Source organism: Rhodococcus sp. Q1 (genome assembly GCF_004153645.1).
GTDB lineage: Bacteria > Actinomycetota > Actinomycetes > Mycobacteriales > Mycobacteriaceae > Rhodococcus > Rhodococcus gordoniae.
This window is the reverse complement of the sequence record NZ_SDMJ01000004.1, coordinates 546,938-564,209: the sequence shown is the minus strand read 5'-3', so window position 1 is coordinate 564,209 and position 17,272 is coordinate 546,938. Positions and strand designations below refer to the sequence as shown.

The window sequence follows — 17,272 nt, the reverse complement described above, 5'->3', positions numbered from 1 at the left end:
TCAGCTCCTCGTCTCGGCCGGCGTCTTCACGTCCGCCTGGGCCGTCCTGTCGGATTGCGAGCGGGTGGCCGCTGCATCGGGACGCCTGCGCGCGCCCAGGGTCATTCCGAGGTTCTTCGCGGCCACGATCTCGCGCATCACCTCGTTGCTGCCGCCGCCGAAGGTGTTGTTCTGGGCGCGTCGGCCCAGAGCTTCGACCCGGCCCTCGATCACCGCACCGGGGCTGCCGGGGCGCAGCAGTCCGCGGGCTCCGAGCACTTCCTGCAACATGCCGTAGGCCGCGACGACACCTTCGGTGCCGAAGACCTTCGCGGCAGCGGAATCACCACCGCTGAGGGTGTTGGCGGCGATGTCGGACACCAGGCGCAGGTTGACGAGATCGGTCGCCGACAGCAGTGCGTAGACCTCGGCGAGGGTCGAGCGGACCCACGGCACGTCGAACAGCACACCGGGACCGAAAGGCTCCTGCTTGGCCCACGCGAGGACCTCGTCGTACATCTCGTTGGCGATGCCGCCGCGGGCGGCGAGTGCCACACGCTCGTGGTTGAGCTGACTGGTGATCAGGGTCCAGCCTTGATTCAGCTCACCGACCACATTGCTCAGCGGGACGCGGATGTTCTCGTAGTAGGTCACCGCCGTGCTGATACCACCGACGGTCTGGATCTCGGTGGCCGAGAAGCCCGGCGAGGAGGTCGGCACGAGCACGACCGAAATGCCCTTGTGGCGGGGAGCGTCCGGATCGGTACGCACGGCCAGCCAGACCCAGTCGGCGAAGATCGCGGAACTCGTGTACAGCTTGTTGCCGTCGATGACGAGTTCGTCGCCCTCGACGCGCGCCCGCGTCTGGAGTGCGGCGAGGTCGGTGCCGGCGCCGGGCTCGGTGTAGCCGATCGCGAACTTCAGTTCACCGGTCAGGATCTTGGGGAGGAAGAAATCCTTCTGTTCCTGGGTGCCGTACTTCATCAGTGCGGGGGCGACGGTGTTGAGCGTCACCAGCGATACCGGTGCGCCGGCGCGGATCGTCTCGTCGTAGAAGACGTAGAGCGCTTCGGGGTCCTCGCCGCGTCCGCCGTACTCTTCCGGCCATCCCAGGCCGAGCCAGCCGTCGGCGCCCATCTGCCGATAGATCTTGTCGAAGACCGGCCCGCCCTCGGTCTGGTCGACCAGGGCACGCCGATCCTCATCGTCGATGATGCGGGCGAAGTACTCTCGCAGTTCGGTGCGCAGCCGCCGTGACTTGTCGGACAGCTCGGGATGCATATGGTCTCCTGAGAAGTGTTCGGGGCCCGGGGTTACGGGCTTAACGGTCGGCCGAGAGGACGAGCGCGCTGTGCGGCACCGGCGATCCGCCCGTGACCAGCACGTTGTCGAGAGTCTTGGTGGGCTGGTTCACGGAGGTGCCGCGGATGAGCCGGACACCCTCGGCGATGCCGTTCACGCCGTGGATGTAGCCTTCGCCGAGCTGCCCGCCATGGGTGTTGATCGGCAGGCGGCCGTCGACCTCGAGGTTGCCTTCGGCGATGAAGTCCTTGGCCTCGCCGCGGCCGCAGAAGCCGTACTCCTCGAGTTGGAGCAGCACCATCGGGGTGAAGGCGTCGTACAGGATCGCGGCGTCGATACCTTCGGGACCGAAGCCGGCCTGTGCCCACATCTGCCGGGCGACGAGTTCGACCTCGGGCATCGCGTCGATGTCCTCGCGGTAGTAGCTGCTCATCGAGATCTGCTGAGGACCGACGCCCTGCGCCGCGGCGTTGATGATCGCCGGAGGATGCGGAAGATCTCGGGCGCGTTCGGCGCTCACGATGACCAGTGCCTGGCCGCCGTCGCTCTCCTGGCAGCAGTCCAGCAGACGCAACGGGTCGGCGAGCATCCGGGAGTTCTGGTGATCGTCGAGGGTGATGGGCCGCTCGTAGAACCAGGCCTTGGGGTTGTTCGCCGCGTGCTTGCGTGAGAGCACCGAGATCTGCCCGAAGTCCGCACTGGTCGCCCCGTACTTGTGCATGTAGGTGCGTGCCAGGAAGGCTTCCTGCTGAGCGGGAGTGAGCAGACCGTACGGGTTGATCCAGTTCCGGTATTCCTGGTCGGTGTTCGAGTTGTACGCGAACGGCGGCGGACCGGCACCGAAACGGTGGCCCGAGCGCTCGTTGAACGCGCGATAGACGACCACGACATCGGCCACACCACTGGAAACGGCGAGTGCAGCCTGCTGCACGGGTGCGCAGGCGCCGCCACCGCCGTGCGGGATGCGGCTGAAGAACTTGAGTTCGGGGATGCCGAGCGCGCGGGCGACGGCGATCTCCGGGTTGGTCTCCATGGTGAACAGCGCGAAGCCGTCGACCTCTTCGACACCGATCTGTGCGTCCTCGAGAGCGGCGAGGACCGACTCGCACGCGAGTTGCCATTCACTGCGGCCGGAATTCTTGGAGAACTCCGTGGCTCCGATGCCGGCGATAGCAGCGGCTCCGGAGAAGCCCTTGACGGTCATCGTGTCTTCCTCTCGTAGGGCTCCACCACGACCTCGGCGGTGACGTGGACGCCTCTGCTGTTGCGGCCCTGCACCTTCAGGGTGACGGTCGCGCCCTCGACGGCGGTCACCTCACCGTTCATGTGCATGGGGTCGCCGGGGAAACAGGGCACGCCCAGACGCAGCGACGCGCGGCGTACGCGCGCCGACGGTCCGGTCCAGTCGGTGACGTACCGGTCGACGAATCCGTTGGTGGCGTTGATGCTCATGAACACGTCCGGGGTACCGCGTCCGAGTGCGGCATCCGGATCGTGGTGCACGTCCTCGAAATCCTGTGATGCGATCGCGGTGGCCACGATGGTCGTGCGATCGATCGGCAGGACGAGTTCGGGAAGTTCCTGTCCGACAGTGCATTCGACGAGGTTCATGCTTGTCCTCCGGGCTTGCGCAGCTGGGGCAGGATCTCACCGTGCGCGTGCTCGGAGAATCCCACCTCGAGTTCCATGCCGATCTCGAGCGTGTCGTGGTCGACACCGGCGATGTCGGCGACGATGCGGATGCCTTCCTCGAGGTCGATCAGTCCGACGGCGAGCGGGTACTCGAAGGCCGGATCCTGGGGGTGGTGGATGACGGTCCAGCTGTGGAGCGTTCCGCGACGCGAGGATTCGACCGTCTTCCATTCGAACGAACGGCAGGCGGGGCAGGCCGGGCCCGGCGGGTGGCGCAGAGTGTCGCACTCGTTGCACTGCTGGATCTCGAGTCGGCCCTCACGGACGGCGTCGAACCAGAACTGGTTGTCCTGGGTGATGGTGAGCCGGGGGACGGCGGTCATCGCGTCTCCTTGTCGGTGTTCGGGTTGAACCGGAGCATCCGGAATCGTTCCTCGGCGACGAGTTCGCCGTTCTGATCCTCGTAGCGCTTGTACAGGGTGAAGAATCGCCCGTCGCCGAGACCCGTTCGCTTGACTCCGGATACGGATTCGATCGTGTAGTGGGCGGTGATGTGGTCGCCCGGGACGATTTCGCGGTGGTAGTCCTGCTCGACGTTCGTCGCGACGACCGAGGTGAAACCCTCGCGGTCCAGGTCGGCGAGCATCCGGGAGTACGCGAAGTCCTCCACGACGCCCTCGGTGCGCTTGCGCTGGACCTCGCGCCAGCGACGGTAGCCGGCCATGATCCAGGTCGAGATCATCGCGGGCGGGCAGACGATCGACTCGCGCCCGGTCTCACGGGCGGCCTCGGCGTCGACGTAGATCGGATTGAAGTCGTCGTGGGCCTCGACCCAGTTCCGGATCATGGCGTCGTTGACGACGTATCGGGCCACACGGGGCGGTTCGGCCACCTGCCCGACGTATTTCTCGTAGTCCTGCTCGACGGTCTGCATGGCCCACTCACTCCTCTTCGGCACGCGCGTTCGTCGTCACGCTAAGGCGGGCAGACAAGCGGGATCCCCCGATTCCCACTGAGCAGGAGCGTGACGGCGGACACCGGAAGCCGGTACCGAACCAAGCGATTGCTTGGTAAGTTGTGGGCGTGGAACCCGCGCATCCTGCGGGGTGAACGACGTGGAGGCAGTGAATGGATCTGGGACTCGACGGCGCAGTCGTGCTCGTCACCGGAGGCATACGGGGAGTCGGCGCAGGTATCACCAAGGTGTTCCTCCGCGCCGGAGCGACCGTCGTGACATGTGCACGCAACGAACCCGAACACCCCGTCGAAACGGACGGGCGGACCGCGGAATTCCTGCCGTGCGACGTCCGGGACGCCGATCAGGTGAAAGCCTTGATCGACAGCATCATCGACCGCCACGGCCGGCTCGACGCAGTGGTGAACAATGCCGGCGGCTCGCCCTATGCGCTGGCGGCCGACGCGAGTCCGAAGTTCCACGCCAAGATCGTGGAGCTGAACCTGCTGTCTCCGCTGCTGGTCGCGCAGGCCGCCAACGCGGTGATGCAGAAGCAGGACACGGGCGGATCGATCGTCAACATCTCGAGCGTGAGCGGGTCGCGGCCGTCGCCCGGCACCGCGGCCTACGGCGCCGCCAAGGCGGGCGTCGACAGCCTCGGGCAGTCGCTCGCCGTCGAATGGGCCCCCAAGGTGCGGGTGAACTCGGTGGTCGTGGGCATGGTCGAAACCGAGCAGTCGCACCTGTTCTACGGAGACGACGAAGGCATCGCGGCGGTCGGCGCGACCGTCCCGCTGGGACGGTTGGCTCAGCCCGAGGACGTCGGCCACTGCGCCGCATTCCTGGCTTCCCCGCTGTCGGCCTACGTCAGCGGATCCACACTGACCGTCCACGGCGGCGGCGAAAGCCCTGCCTACCTGGCAGCGGCCCGAACGAAGGAGACGAAGTGAGTGGACTGATGGACGGGCGCGTCGTCATTGTGACCGGCGCCGGACGTGGCCTGGGTCGCGCCCACGCCCTCGCCTTCGCGGCAGAGGGCGCGAAGGTCGTGGTCAACGACATCGGTGTCGGGGGCGACGGATCGGCCACGGGGGAGAGCCCCGGTGAACTGGTCGTCGAGGAGATCCGCGCGGCCGGTGGCGAGGCCGTCGTCAACGGCGACGACGTCGCCGACTGGGCGGGCGCCGAGAACCTCGTGAAGACGGCCCTGGACAATTTCGGCCGCCTCGACGTGCTCGTCAACAATGCCGGCTTCCTGCGCGACCGCATGCTCGCCAACATGAGCGAAGAAGAATGGGACGCGGTCATCCGCGTGCACCTCAAGGGCCACTTCGCACCGATGCGTCACGCGATGACCTACTGGCGTGCCGAATCCAAGGCCGGCAATCCCGTCGACGCCCGCATCATCAACACCAGTTCGGGCGCCGGTCTGATGGGCAGCATCGGTCAGGGCAACTACGCCGCAGCCAAGGCGGGCATCGCGACGCTCACGGTTCAGGCCGCGGCCGAATTCGGCCGTTACGGGGTGACCGTCAACGCGATCGCTCCGTCGGCGCGTACCCGGATGACCGTCGGCGCCGGTGGTGCGATGGCCGAGATGATGGCCGCGCCCGAGGAGGGTTTCGACGCGATGGCACCCGAGAACGTCTCGCCGCTCGTCGTGTGGCTCGGCAGCGCCGAATCGAAGGACGTGACGGGCCGGGTGTTCGAGGCCGAAGGGGGCAAGGTGTCGCTGGCCGACGGCTGGCGCCACGGTGAGGCGATCGACAAGGGCGATCGTTGGGATCCGAAGGAACTCGGACCCGTCGTCGAGAAGCTGATCGCATCGTCGCAGCCGCCGACGCCGGTCTACGGGGCCTGACGGTCCCCGTGCGCGTTTCCGGTAGCACGTGCTACCGGAAACGCGCACGAGTGGCGCAGCCGCCTACGCCGGTGTGCGGACGATGAGGGTGGAGCCGGGGAAGTAGGCGGCGAGTTCGGATCGCGCCTGCTTGAGCGTGGCGGTGCCGTAGCCCTGCTTGCGGAACTCCGGATGCACCCAGATCCGTACGTCGACCTCGTTTCCGGTCAGCTCGCCGAACGCGAACCCGACGGATTTCGGCTCGTCGCCCGAAAGATCCTCGGCCACAAGCCACATCGCGGACTCGTCGTCCATCAACTCGGCGCCGCGCTGTCGCTCGGACTCGACCCGCTCGTCGCTGTCGTCACCCAGCTGGTCGGCGCAGCGCGCCGTGAACAATGCGGTATCGGCCGCACTGTGGGAGATGGGACGCAGCCGGAAATGCGCGCCGGTCGCGTACGGACGCGCCGCCGTCGTCCATTGCAGTACCGCATCGAGATCGTCGAGTTCCTCACGGATCTTCTTCCGCTCCGCCTGCGTCAGGCGGCGGAACGGAAGATTGAGCACGGCCTCCGCGCAGAACTCGCCGGTGTCGAGCAGTGATGCGAGCTTCGCGACCGCGTCGCCCCGATCCTTGCTCTCGACGATCACGTCGAGCACCTCGTGGCGTCGTTCGAGCGCCCGGAGCAGCGCGGCTGCGATCTCGCGCCGGTCGAGCACCTTGTCGTGATCGGTGGTTGCCATCGTGCGACATCCCTTCGTCGAAGAACTGGGCGTACGGGATTCAGTATTCCCGCACGTTCCGCTCGCGGCGACCGCGTGATCCGGCTCACTCGCACACGACGACGGGAATGACGCGGTCGGTCCACGACTGGTACTTGTCGAAATCCGGATACATCGCGGTGAGGCGCGGCCAGTACGCCGCGCGCTCCGCATCGCTCGCCACGCGAGCGCGCATCGTCCGGATCCGTGACCTGATCTGCACGGTGACCTCGGGGTTCGCCTGGATGTTGCGGAACCACAAGGGATGCTTGGGAAGTCCTCCCTGGGAGGCGACCAGGATCACCTTGTCGCCGTCTTCGAGGAACAGCAGAGGAGCGGTGCGCGGCCGGCCGCTCTTCCGTCCGATCGTGGTCACCAGACATACGGGGACGCCCCGGGGGAATGCACCGCCGACCCGCCACCTGCCGCCGATGCGACCACCCGTGGCCCGGTACACGGCGACGTTCACGCGCGATCCCCACTTGATGATCGACGTCGTGGCCCCGGATCCCAGTCCTTTCGGGGCCTCCCCGGTACCCACCTCAGATCCGTTCGATGATGGTGCCCGTCGCGAGAGCGCCACCGGCGCACATCGAGATCAGTGCGGTCGACGCGTCGCGTCGCTCGAGTTCGTGCAGTGCGGTGGTGATGAGCCGGGAACCGGTGGAGCCGACCGGGTGGCCGAGCGCGATGGCGCCGCCGTTGACGTTGACCTTGTCCATGTCGGGTCCGTGCACCTGGGCCCAGGACAGCAGCACCGACGCGAACGCCTCGTTGACCTCGAACAGGTCGAGATCGCCGATGCTCATGCCTGCCTTCTCGAGAACCTTCGCCGTGGCCTGCACGGGGCCGTCGAGGTGGAACTCGGGTTCGGCGCCGACGAGAGCCTGCGCGACGATCCGCGCGCGCGGCTTCAGCCCGAGCGCCTTCGCCCGGTCGGAGTCCATGAGCAGGACGGCCGCCGCGCCGTCGGAGATCTGCGACGAGGTGCCGGCCGTGTGGATGCCGCCCTCGAGCACCGGCTTCAGCTTGGCCAGCGACTCGGTCGACGTCTCGCGCAGACCCTGGTCGCGGGTGACGGTCGCCTTCTCGCCGGTGCGGTTGCCCTCCTTGTCGACGACAGGGGCCACGACCGGCAGGACCTCGCGGTCGAACCGGCCCTCGTCCCAGGCCTGCTGGGCGAGTTGCTGCGACCGCACTCCGAGCGCGTCGACGTCCTCGCGGGTGATGCCGCGGCGCCGCGCGATACGTTCGGCGGCCTCGAACTGGTTGGGCATGTCGATGTTCCAGGACTCGGGGCGACGGGGGCCGGCCTGATCACCGACGTTGGCACCGAGGGGGACCTGGGTCATTGCCTCGATGCCGCACGCGATGCCCACGTCGATGGCGCCGGTGGCGATGAGCCCGGCGATCAGGTGGTTGGCCTGCTGGGCCGATCCGCACTGGGCGTCGATGGTGGTGGCACCGGCCTGCCAGGGAAGCCCCGCGTTGAGCCACGCGGTGCGGGTGATGTTGTTGGACTGGGCGCCCGCCTGGGTGACGCAGCCACCGATGACCTGTTCGACGAGCTCGGCGTCGATGCCGGCGCGTTCGACGAGCCCGGCCTGGACGGCGCCCAGGATCTCGGCGGCGTGCAGGCCCGCGAGCCATCCGCCCCGCTTGCCGATCGGGGTCCGTGCGGCCTCGACGATGACTGGTGTGCCCACGGCGGGCTCCTTTCTCCTACGCTCTTCGCAAAATAGAACACGTTTTTCCGGCTGGCAACAGGACCGGCTTTTCCCAGTGGACGTGCAGATCCCTTGGTCGGAAGGCGCGTCTGTGTTTGAATGGTTTTAGAACGTGTTACATATCACGCGAGCGGTACCCGCCAGGGCAGGAGAGATATCAGTGGCGCAGCCGAACATCCCCGAAGACATCGACTTCACCGATCCCGATCTGTACGCAGACCGTATGCCTTTCGCAGAGTTCGCGGAACTGCGGAAGACCGCGCCGGTGTGGTGGAACAAGAAGTCTCCCGACGTCGGTGGGTTCCACGACGACGGATTCTGGGTTGTCTCCCGGCACGAGGAGGTCCGTGAGGTCTCCCGCCGGAGCGACGTGTTCTCCAACTGGGAGAACACAGCGATTCCGCGGTTCAACGACGACATTCCGCGCGAAGCCATCGAATTGCAGCGCCACGTCCTGCTCAACAAGGACGCACCCGAGCACACCAAGCTGCGCAAACTCGTCGCCCGCGGTTTCACCCCCCGTGCGATCAACGGCCTGCGTGACGAGCTCGATCGTCGCGCGAGAGCCATCGTGGGAGAGGCGTGCCAGGCCGGTCGTGGCGACTTCGTCACTCAGGTCGCGGCCGAGCTGCCGCTGCAGGCCATCGCCGACCTCATCGGTGTGCCTCAGGAGGATCGCGCCAAGCTCTTCGAGTGGTCCAACCAGATGACGGGCTACGACGATCCGGACAACACCGCCGATCCGGCGGCAGCGTCCATGGAAGTCCTCGGGTACGCCTACCAGATGGCCGCGGCCCGCAAGGAGAACCCGGCCGACGACATCGTCACCACCCTCATCGAGGCCGACATCGACGGCGACGAACTCGCTCCCGAGGAGTTCGGCTTCTTCTTCATCGTGCTCGCGGTGGCCGGCAACGAGACCACCCGCAACGCGATCACCCACGGCATGGCGGCGTTCCTCGACAATCCGGAGCAGTGGGAGATCTTCAAGCGCGACCGGCCGAAGACCGCCGCCGACGAGATCATCCGCTGGGCCACCCCGGTCACGTCGTTCCAGCGCACCGCCCTCGAGGACACCGAACTCGGCGGGCAGACGATCAAGAAGGGCGATCGCGTCGTCATGCTGTACGCGTCGGCCAACAACGACGAAGAAGTGTTCGACAACCCCCGCGAGTTCGACATCCTTCGTGATCCCAACCCGCACCTGGCATTCGGTGGAACGGGCGCGCACTACTGCCTGGGCGCGAACCTCGCACGTATGGAGATCGACCTGATCTTCAACGCGATCGCCGACCACATCCCGGACATCACGAAGATCGGCGACCCGCACCGTCTGCGGTCGGGCTGGCTCAACGGCATCAAGGAATTCCAGGTCGACTACAAGACCTCAGGTGGGTGCCCGGTCCAGCACTGACCGAACCGAACACCGACCGAACCGAACATCGAGGTCCCCGGCCGCCCCTGCGCGCCCGGGGACCTCGCACATCCCGTGTCGTCTACAGGACCTCGGACCTGCGGCCGATCCACCACATCGCGGCCCCCGCCGCGAGCACACCGGCTACCGATACACCGGTCGTGAGAACCGTCCACGAGTCCGGCGTCCACCCGGACGGAGAATCGGTGAGAGGCGTGTAGGCGGTCCATCCGAATCGGGTGAGCAGAGGCAACGCCATCACGGCGGGCAGCGAGAAGGACGCGGCGGTGACCGCGCTCGTCGACGGTAGTGCCGCGCTGATCGTGTACGCGGCTGCCACCGGAAGAACGAAGAAGGTCGCCAGGAGGTGGACGTTGTCCCAGGGCGCACGAGTGAAGATCGCCGTGATCGTGACGAACGCGAGCACGCCCACTCCGGCCATCGGCTTCGGCGCGCGACGGCCCAGCCACGCGCCGACGGCGGCGAGCACGACCATCACGGCCGGCAGAAACCATCCGCCGGGAATCCACGAGGGAGCGGTACCCGCGGCGACGGCCACCGCGAAGGCGGCGAGCAGGACCGCTCCGCTTCTCTCGCGCAGCCACAGGGCAGCACCGATCACGAGTGGGACAGCGACGATGCCCCACAGCCATCGCCCGTTCCCACCGGGACTCGCATCCGGAGACCACACGGCACTGTGAAGAGACCGATACAGCACGACGGCGACGAGCGGTAGGCCGATACCGACCACCGTTTCCCGTACATCCCATCGTCGTTCGTCGACCGAATCGGGAGCACCGGCACGCATCACGAGAACCGCTGTTGCCACCGCGATGACAGTCACCGAGAGAACCGTCCACACCGTGTTGGCGGGCTGCGCCGACACCTCCCGGTACACGGCGCTTCCGGACGAGGACGCCGCGAACTCCCGGTATTCCGCGATGGGTTCTGCGGTGAGCAGCGCGGCAACGACGCCACCGGTCATCACCGCGGGGAGCCGGGTGCCCGCAGTTCGGGCGCAGCAGACGACGAGGGCACCGAGCACCAGGCCTGCACCGACCGCCGAGACGTACATGTCGAACCGCCACGCACCCGGCAGGGCGACGACCGCCACGAGTGCGGCTCCGGCCACGACGGCGCCGAGCGCGCCCACCCGGTGGCGTAACCACAGCGCGATCGACGCGGCGACGAGCGCTCCCGTGGCAGACGCGGTGATACCCGAAGTCTCCACGGCACCGAAACCGAACCCGGTATCGAGTGGATAGGTGTCGACGCTCGGCGCGGCGAGGACGGTTCCGGCGGTGAAACTGCCGACGGCTGCGAGTGCGTAGAGAATCCAGGAGGGCACCCCCTACCTTCTCCGAGCGGTCACCGGGACGCGGCGCCGACACGCCGGGCGACGATGCGATCAGGTCAGGCGGCGAAGATCCTCGGAGGTGTCGACGTCTCCGGGGTCGGCGAGCCCGGTGCAGTCGAGACGCCGCACGCGTTCACGATTGCGGGCGAGGAAGGACCGCGCGCCCTCGTCGCCGGTGGCGTCGGCGGCGGCGCCCAGCGCGTCGGCGATGTCGAAGACCACCGGATGACCGGGGTGATCTCCGAAGACGGGGAGCGTCACCGTCCCCGTGTGGTGCGCATCCAGGAGATGGCGGACCAATTCGGCTGTGATGCCGGGAAAATCGACGACGGTGAGCGCAACCCTGTGGTGGGCTCGTGCCGCGTCGACCCCGCGGCGCAGGGATGTCGACATGCCGACGGCCCAGTCGGGGTTGTAGACCGCTATTGCTCCGGTAGGGCACGCGGCGGCCACATCGTCGCCGAATGCGCCCACGACCACGATCACGTCGTCACAACCACCTTCGAGCAGTGCCTCGACGACGGTATGCAGCAGGGGACGGCCGCGGTGGGGGAGCAGCGCTTTCGCGCGTCCGCCCAGCCGCGAGCCGTCCCCTGCCGCAAGAACGATCCCGGCTGTGCCCATGGCCCGACTCTACGAGACGGGGCGCACGGTTTTCATCGCGCGGTCCACTTCCCAGAACGCACGCAACGAGACGATCCTCCCGTCGTCGTCCACGCGGTAGACGAACACGCCCTCCGCATCGATCAGATTGCCTGCCATCGTCGTACGGATGGTGCCGATGTTGACGCATTCGTCGCCGCAGACCAGCACGTCGTCGACGAGGAATTCGAGCTTGTCGGTGTTCGCGATGGTCATGTCGTAGAACTTCGCGATCGCCTCGGCACCGTGATGCCCCTTGCCCTCCGGATCGAAGCCGGACGGACCCACCGGATCCTCGACGCACGCGTTCTCCGCGAACAGCGCGAGCCACTCGTCCTTGCGTTTCCCGCTCGCCGCCGCCTGCGACGCCTTCGCTGCGATACGCGCCGGGTGTTCCTCGCTCATGCGGCATCCCTTCCGGGAATGTACTTGTCGGCGAACTTCCGCAGCGATTCCTGTTTGGCCTCGAGCGGGGAGTCGAAACCGTGGCCGTCGAAGATCCACGGCACCACGATGATGTCGGTGACCCCGGCGTCGGCCAGTTCGGCGTAACCGGAACCACCGAACCTGTCGACACACACCGTCTGGATCTCGAACGGCAGGTTGCTGCGGCCGTACTCGGCCCGCAATTCGCGCAGTCGGGTGATGACCCCGACCAGATCGTCGAACCCGATCATCGCCGACGTCCAGCCGTCACCGACCCGGGCCGCACGACGCAGTGCCACCTCGGTGTGCCCACCGACGTAGAGCGGTACCGGTGCGGTGGGCGCGGGACTCATCTGCAGCCGGTCGAAGTCGTAGAACTCGCCGTGATGTTCGACCATGCCGCCGTCGAGGATCAGCTTCAGGACGTCGATCATCTCGTCGACGCGCTTGCCGCGCTTCGCGTAGGGCACACCGCACCACTCGAATTCTTCCGGCGCCCAGCCGATTCCGACACCCAGTCCGAACCGGTTCCCGGTGAGGTTCGCAACGGATCCGACCTGCCGCGCCAGCAGCACCGGATTGCGGGAGCCGAGCTTGAGCACCTGGGTGTAGAACCGGATCGTCGACGTGCTCGCCGCCATCGACGCCGCGGCGATGAGCGGATCCACCCAGGGGGTGTCGGGCGTCCACATCCGCGAACCGTCGGGGGTGTACGGATAGTCGACCGTCTGCTTCTCCATGTAGAACAGGGAGTCGGGCAGTGCGATCGAGGTGTATCCGCACTCCTCGGCGGTCTGCGCGATGCCGGTGAGCTGGTCGAGTGGGGTCATCGCGACCCCGACGGTGAACGAGACCATGATGCCTCCTAATTCGTGGGCCGGTCGGAGCCCACCACCCACATGGAGAAGTACTGGGATCCACCGCCGTAGGCATGTCCGAGTGCCTTGCGGGCGCCGTCGACCTGGTGATCTCCCGCCGTGCCCATCACCTGGATCGCGGCTTCGGCGAACCGGATCATGCCCGATGCCCCGATGGGGTTGGAGCAGAGCACGCCGCCGGACATGTTGACCGGAAGCCGACCGCCGATCGCCGTCTCGCCGGCCTCGGTGAGTTTCCACCCCGACCCCTCGGACGCGAAACCGAGGTTCTCGAGCCACATCGGCTCGAACCACGAGAACGGCACGTAGATCTCGGCGCAGTCGATCTCGCCGAGCGGATCGGTGATACCGGCCTGCTTCCACAGTGCTGCGGCAGCGACCCGTCCGGCCTCCGGATTCACCTGATCGCGCCCGGCGTAGGTGGTGGGTTCGGTGCGCATCGCCGTGGCATGGATCCACGCCACCCGGCGGCCGGCCTGCTCGGCGGCCTTCGCGGTGTCCTCGTCGCCGAGCACGACCGCGCACGCACCGTCGGACGACGGGCACGTCTCGTCGTACCGGATCGGATCCCACAGCATCTGCGAGGCCTGCACCTTCTCGAGGGTGATCTCGGGCTGCTTCAGATGCGCGTACGGATTCTTCGCGCCGTTGAGGCGGTCCTTGACCGCGACCATCGCCCCGATGTGCTCGGGCGCACCGGACCGGCGGATGTACGAACGGACGTGCGGCGCGAAGTAGCCGCCCGCGCCGGCACCGACCGGCATGGTGAACGGGACCGGTGTGGACAGCGCCCACATCGCGTTCGACTCGGACTGCTTCTCCCAGGCCACCGCGAGTACCCGGCGGTGCACGCCGGCCTGGACGAGGCTTGCCGCGACGTTCGCCGTCGAGCCCCCGACGGACCCGGCGGTGTGCACGCGCAGCATCGGCTTGCCCGTGGCGCCGATGGCGTCGACCATCGACAGTTCGGGCATCATGACGCCCTCGAACAGGTCGGGGGCCTTGCCGATCACCACGGCGTCGATGTCGTCCCAGCCCACCTGGGCGTCCGTCATGGCGCGGTCGATCGCCTCGCGGACGAGGCCGGACATCGACACGTCGTGCCGCTTGGCGACGTAATGGGTCTGCCCGGTTCCGAGGACAGCTGCGGGTTGCTTCGCCATCAGTTGCGTCCCTCCAGAACGGCTACCAGATTCTGTTGCAGCACAGCACCGCTCGTCGCGTGCGCGAGTGCACGTCCGGCCGTGCCGTCCATGATCGCCTGCGCTGCGTAACCGATGCGCTCGAGACCGCCGGAGAACATCGGGTTGCCCGTCAGCGGCCCACCGGACGGGTTGATCGTCGTCGACTCGCCCAGGCCGATCGCCTCGCGCAGGATGAGTTCCTGGTGCGTGAACGGTGCATGCAACTCGGCGACGTCGAAGGCGGTGTCCCCGCCGGTGACGGCCTGCGCTGCGGCCCGGGTCGAGGGTGAGACGGTCAGATCGAGTGCGCCGAAGTTCGGTGAATCGGTGCGATGCTCGATCCCGGTGATCCACGCCGGGTTCTCGCACAGCTCGCGCGCCCGGTCGCCGGTCGCGAGGACGATCGCGGCCGCGCCGTCGGTGACGGGGGCGCAGTCGTGCTTACGCAACGGGTCGGCGATGTACGGCTGGGCGAGCAGTTCGTCGATGTCGAAGTCGCCGGAGAGTTGCGCCTTGGGATTGTCCTTGGCGGCGGCGCGGCTACGGACCGCGACCTCCGCCATCTCGCGGTCGGTCCACTTACCGGATTCGAGACCCAGGCGGGCCTGCAGGCCCGCGAGCGAGACGGAGTCGACGCCCAGAGGGGCCACGAGGTACGGATCGAGCTGCAGGGACAGGGTTCGGCGCAGAGTGCCGGCCGAGGACTTGCCGAAGCCGTACACGAGGGCGGTGTCGACCTCACCGGTGATGAGCTTGACCCACGCCTCGTAGAGCGCCCAGGCCGCATCCATCTCGACGTGCGATTCGTTGATGGGCGGGACGGCGCCGATCGCATCGATCGCCGAGATGAACGAGAATGCTCGTCCGGCAAGGTAATCGGAGGAACCCGAACACCAGAAACCGATGTCGGACTTGGCGATGCCGAGCTTGCCGTACAGCTCCTGGAAACACGGGACGAGCATCTCGACGCCGTTGGTGGTGCCGAACGTCTCGCGCACGTGCGGGGCGTGCGCGAAGCCGACGACTGCAATGTCTGTCATGTGTCCGCCGCTCTCAGAGGTGGTGTTCGAAGGTGTCGTAGTCGGCGTCGGGTTCGCCGGTGGGACGGAAGTACTCGATGTTGCGCAGCGTGTGATCCCACTCCTCGCGAGGACGCCATTTCGCTTCGACACGCATGCCCATCCGCACCTCGGACGCATCGCATTCGAGGATCAGGTGCAGGAACGGGATGTCGGCACCGTCGAGCAGTACGTAGGCGGCGACATAGGGCGGCTCGATCTGCTGGCCGAGGAACGGCACGTTCACGATGCAGAAGGTGGTGACGATGCCCTTGTCGGACACTTCCACGGGTTCCTTCGTCGGTACACCGTCGGTGGGGCTCGCACCGCGCGGGGGTACGTAGACCTTCCCGCCCGGGCCGGTGCGGCCACCGATGATCCTGCCGTCCTTCAACCCTCGCAGGTACCAGGATTCCTCGGGGGAGGCGGAGTGCCGGTAGTCCAGGTCGACGGGAGTGGTGATCATCGTGACCGGCTCGCCCTCGGTCGCTGCGACGGTGATCGTCGCCTCGCCGGGTTCGAACGCCTCGATGTCGTGGATGTCGCCGGTGCGTTCGGCGGCCCACCGCACACGTACCCGCAGACCCGTCTCGATGTCGTCCGGGGAGGCGACGTCGACGGCGTGCAGGAGTGCGGTGTCGGCGCCGTCGAGGCGGATCAGTGCCCAGGCGAAGGGCCGGTCGAAGGGCTGTCCGGGCAGCGGTTCGGCGTTCCACGTCCAGCTCATCACGGTGCCGGTCTGTCCGACCTCGACGACATCGGTGAGCGGTTCATGGGTGACCGCGTCGTATTCGGGGGGTGGGACGAGGACCCGTCCGTCGGATCCGCGGGCGCCGAGAATGCGGCCGTCGCGCAATCCGGTGACGAAGGCTCCGACGGTCGGCCCGGTGGATCGTGTGTAGTCGAACTTCAGATTCAGCGGTGCGCTCAGCGGTGGCTCGGCAACCGCGCTCTTTCCCAGGCTCACAATTTCGAGTAGAACAGGTTCTAGTGGTGCTGGCAAGAGCCGCGCGCGAACTGCATCTCTCCACGATTCGCCCGACAGGAAAGGCGTCCAATGAAACTGGGACTGCAACTCGGCTACTGGGGTGCTCAGCCGCCCTCGAACGCACCGGAACTCGTTGCTGCGGCCGAGGCCGAAGGATTCGACGCCGTCTTCGCCGCCGAATCGTGGGGATCGGACGCGTTCACGCCGCTGGCCTGGTGGGGCTCGTCCACGGAACGGGTGCGGCTCGGCACGTCCGTCGTGCAGATCTCCGCGCGTACTCCGACGAGTTGCGCGATGCACGCGCTGACGCTCGATCACCTCTCGAAGGGCCGGCACATCCTCGGTCTCGGCGTCTCGGGGCCGCAGGTGGTGGAGGGCTGGTACGGCCAGCCGTTCGCCAAGCCCCTCGCACGGACCCGCGAGTATGTCGACGTGATCCGCAAGGTGCTCGCGCGCGAAGCGCCGGTGACCGGCGACGGACCGCACTTCCCGCTGCCCTACGCGGGCGCCGGATCAACCGGGCTCGGTAAACCGCTCAAGCCCATCACGCATCCGCTGCGGTCGGACATCCCGATCTGGATCGGTGCCGAAGGTCCGAAGAACGTCGCGCTCACCGCCGAGATCGCCGACGGCTGGCTCGCGATCTACTACACCCCGCGCCTGGCGTCGATGTACGACGAATGGCTCGACGAGGGGTTCGCCCGGCCGGGCGCCCGACGCACCCGTGAGGACTTCGAGATCGCGGCGACCTGCCAGGTGGTGATCACGGACGATCGCGCAGGGACGATCGCGGCGATGAAACCGGTGACCGCGCTGTATGTCGGCGGAATGGGTGCGCCGGAGTTGAACTTCCACGCGCAGGTCTACCGGCGGATGGGATACGAGGCCGTGGTCGACGAGGTGACCGCGCTGTTCCGTGCCGGCCGTAAGGACGAGGCGGCGGCAGTGATCCCGGACGAGATGGTCACCGAGACGATGATCGTCGGCAATGCCGACGAGGTGCGCGAGGGTGTGAAGCGCTGGGAGGCGGCCGGCGTGACGATGCTGCTGGTCGGTTGTCGCGATGTCGACCAGGTGCGCACGATCGCCGAGGTGGTGCTGCGCTAGATGCCGCACCGGGCGGAAACC

19 protein-coding genes are annotated in these 17,272 nt (G+C 67.3%); 4 read left to right on the top strand and 15 right to left on the bottom strand.

Features of this window, described 5'->3' with window-relative positions:
• Genes EQ874_RS14905 through EQ874_RS14885 form a run of 5 tightly spaced genes read right to left on the bottom strand, consistent with a single transcriptional unit; the run spans position 1 to position 3,847 of the window.
• Positions 1 to 1,260 (bottom strand): acyl-CoA dehydrogenase family protein, encoded by a 1,260-nt coding sequence (locus EQ874_RS14905; RefSeq protein ID WP_064063462.1) that lies wholly within the window; start codon positions 1,258 to 1,260, stop codon positions 1 to 3.
• A gap of 40 nt (positions 1,261 to 1,300) precedes the next feature.
• Positions 1,301 to 2,485: a lipid-transfer protein gene (locus tag EQ874_RS14900; protein ID WP_129977226.1), complete on the bottom strand. Its 1,185-nt coding sequence runs from the start codon at positions 2,483 to 2,485 to the stop codon at positions 1,301 to 1,303.
• The gene (locus tag EQ874_RS14895; protein ID WP_129977225.1) at positions 2,482 to 2,892 is read right to left on the bottom strand and encodes a MaoC/PaaZ C-terminal domain-containing protein; all 411 of its coding nucleotides are present in this window, start codon (positions 2,890 to 2,892) and stop codon (positions 2,482 to 2,484) included. Before EQ874_RS14895 ends, EQ874_RS14900 begins: the two co-directional genes overlap by 4 nt.
• On the bottom strand, positions 2,889 to 3,296 hold the full coding sequence (locus tag EQ874_RS14890; protein WP_016931875.1) for a Zn-ribbon domain-containing OB-fold protein: 408 nt from the start codon (positions 3,294 to 3,296) through the stop codon (positions 2,889 to 2,891). Before EQ874_RS14890 ends, EQ874_RS14895 begins: the two co-directional genes overlap by 4 nt.
• On the bottom strand, positions 3,293 to 3,847 hold the full coding sequence (locus EQ874_RS14885; RefSeq protein WP_060653721.1) for a MaoC family dehydratase N-terminal domain-containing protein: 555 nt from the start codon (positions 3,845 to 3,847) through the stop codon (positions 3,293 to 3,295). Before EQ874_RS14885 ends, EQ874_RS14890 begins: the two co-directional genes overlap by 4 nt.
• 194 nt (positions 3,848 to 4,041) lie before the next feature.
• On the opposite strand from EQ874_RS14885, the gene EQ874_RS14880 reads away from it, so the two are divergent.
• Positions 4,042 to 4,818 carry an SDR family oxidoreductase gene (locus tag EQ874_RS14880; RefSeq protein WP_129977224.1) on the top strand — a complete coding sequence of 259 codons (777 nt, stop codon included), beginning with the start codon at positions 4,042 to 4,044 and terminating at the stop codon, positions 4,816 to 4,818.
• Positions 4,815 to 5,729, top strand: a complete 915-nt coding sequence (locus EQ874_RS14875) for an SDR family oxidoreductase (RefSeq protein ID WP_026002790.1) — start codon at positions 4,815 to 4,817, stop codon at positions 5,727 to 5,729. Before EQ874_RS14880 ends, EQ874_RS14875 begins: the two co-directional genes overlap by 4 nt.
• 63 nt (positions 5,730 to 5,792) lie before the next feature.
• On the opposite strand, the gene EQ874_RS14870 is transcribed toward EQ874_RS14875, so the two are convergent.
• The 3 genes from EQ874_RS14870 to EQ874_RS14860 form a co-directional block, all read right to left on the bottom strand.
• Positions 5,793 to 6,452, bottom strand: a complete 660-nt coding sequence (locus tag EQ874_RS14870) for a GNAT family N-acetyltransferase (RefSeq protein ID WP_016931879.1) — start codon at positions 6,450 to 6,452, stop codon at positions 5,793 to 5,795.
• 85 nt (positions 6,453 to 6,537) lie between these two features.
• Complete coding sequence (locus EQ874_RS14865) at positions 6,538 to 7,011, bottom strand: nitroreductase family deazaflavin-dependent oxidoreductase (protein WP_129977223.1); 474 nt, start codon at positions 7,009 to 7,011, stop codon at positions 6,538 to 6,540.
• 1 nt (position 7,012) lies between these two features.
• Positions 7,013 to 8,176 carry a steroid 3-ketoacyl-CoA thiolase gene (locus EQ874_RS14860; RefSeq protein ID WP_016931881.1) on the bottom strand — a complete coding sequence of 388 codons (1,164 nt, stop codon included), beginning with the start codon at positions 8,174 to 8,176 and terminating at the stop codon, positions 7,013 to 7,015.
• A 181-nt stretch (positions 8,177 to 8,357) separates the two neighbouring features.
• Between EQ874_RS14860 and EQ874_RS14855 the strand changes: the two genes are divergently transcribed.
• Positions 8,358 to 9,611, top strand: a complete 1,254-nt coding sequence (locus EQ874_RS14855; RefSeq protein WP_016931882.1) for a cytochrome P450 — start codon at positions 8,358 to 8,360, stop codon at positions 9,609 to 9,611.
• 82 nt (positions 9,612 to 9,693) lie between these two features.
• Here EQ874_RS14855 and EQ874_RS14850 read toward each other — a convergent pair whose 3' ends face one another.
• Genes EQ874_RS14850 through EQ874_RS14820 form a run of 7 tightly spaced genes read right to left on the bottom strand, consistent with a single transcriptional unit; the run spans position 9,694 to position 16,123 of the window.
• Positions 9,694 to 10,959 carry a hypothetical protein gene (locus EQ874_RS14850; RefSeq protein ID WP_129977222.1) on the bottom strand — a complete coding sequence of 422 codons (1,266 nt, stop codon included), beginning with the start codon at positions 10,957 to 10,959 and terminating at the stop codon, positions 9,694 to 9,696.
• Positions 10,960 to 11,019: 60 nt separating this feature from the next.
• Positions 11,020 to 11,592, bottom strand: coding sequence for a nucleotidyltransferase family protein (locus EQ874_RS14845; protein WP_129977221.1), 573 nt, complete (start codon positions 11,590 to 11,592; stop codon positions 11,020 to 11,022).
• 9 nt (positions 11,593 to 11,601) lie between these two features.
• A complete protein-coding gene (locus EQ874_RS14840; protein ID WP_006551916.1) occupies positions 11,602 to 12,015 on the bottom strand; it encodes a nuclear transport factor 2 family protein in 414 nt (137 codons plus the stop codon).
• Positions 12,012 to 12,893, bottom strand: a complete 882-nt coding sequence (locus tag EQ874_RS14835; RefSeq protein ID WP_006551915.1) for a TIGR03619 family F420-dependent LLM class oxidoreductase — start codon at positions 12,891 to 12,893, stop codon at positions 12,012 to 12,014. The genes EQ874_RS14840 and EQ874_RS14835 overlap by 4 nt, the downstream gene beginning before the upstream one ends.
• A gap of 8 nt (positions 12,894 to 12,901) precedes the next feature.
• Positions 12,902 to 14,077: a thiolase domain-containing protein gene (locus EQ874_RS14830; RefSeq protein ID WP_006551914.1), complete on the bottom strand. Its 1,176-nt coding sequence runs from the start codon at positions 14,075 to 14,077 to the stop codon at positions 12,902 to 12,904.
• Positions 14,077 to 15,138: a thiolase domain-containing protein gene (locus tag EQ874_RS14825; protein WP_064063469.1), complete on the bottom strand. Its 1,062-nt coding sequence runs from the start codon at positions 15,136 to 15,138 to the stop codon at positions 14,077 to 14,079. Before EQ874_RS14825 ends, EQ874_RS14830 begins: the two co-directional genes overlap by 1 nt.
• A gap of 13 nt (positions 15,139 to 15,151) precedes the next feature.
• On the bottom strand, positions 15,152 to 16,123 hold the full coding sequence (locus EQ874_RS14820; RefSeq protein ID WP_129977220.1) for an OB-fold nucleic acid binding domain-containing protein: 972 nt from the start codon (positions 16,121 to 16,123) through the stop codon (positions 15,152 to 15,154).
• A gap of 90 nt (positions 16,124 to 16,213) precedes the next feature.
• On the opposite strand from EQ874_RS14820, the gene EQ874_RS14815 reads away from it, so the two are divergent.
• Positions 16,214 to 17,251 (top strand): LLM class F420-dependent oxidoreductase, encoded by a 1,038-nt coding sequence (locus EQ874_RS14815; RefSeq protein WP_064063471.1) that lies wholly within the window; start codon positions 16,214 to 16,216, stop codon positions 17,249 to 17,251.
• The last annotated feature ends 21 nt before the right edge of the window (positions 17,252 to 17,272 follow it).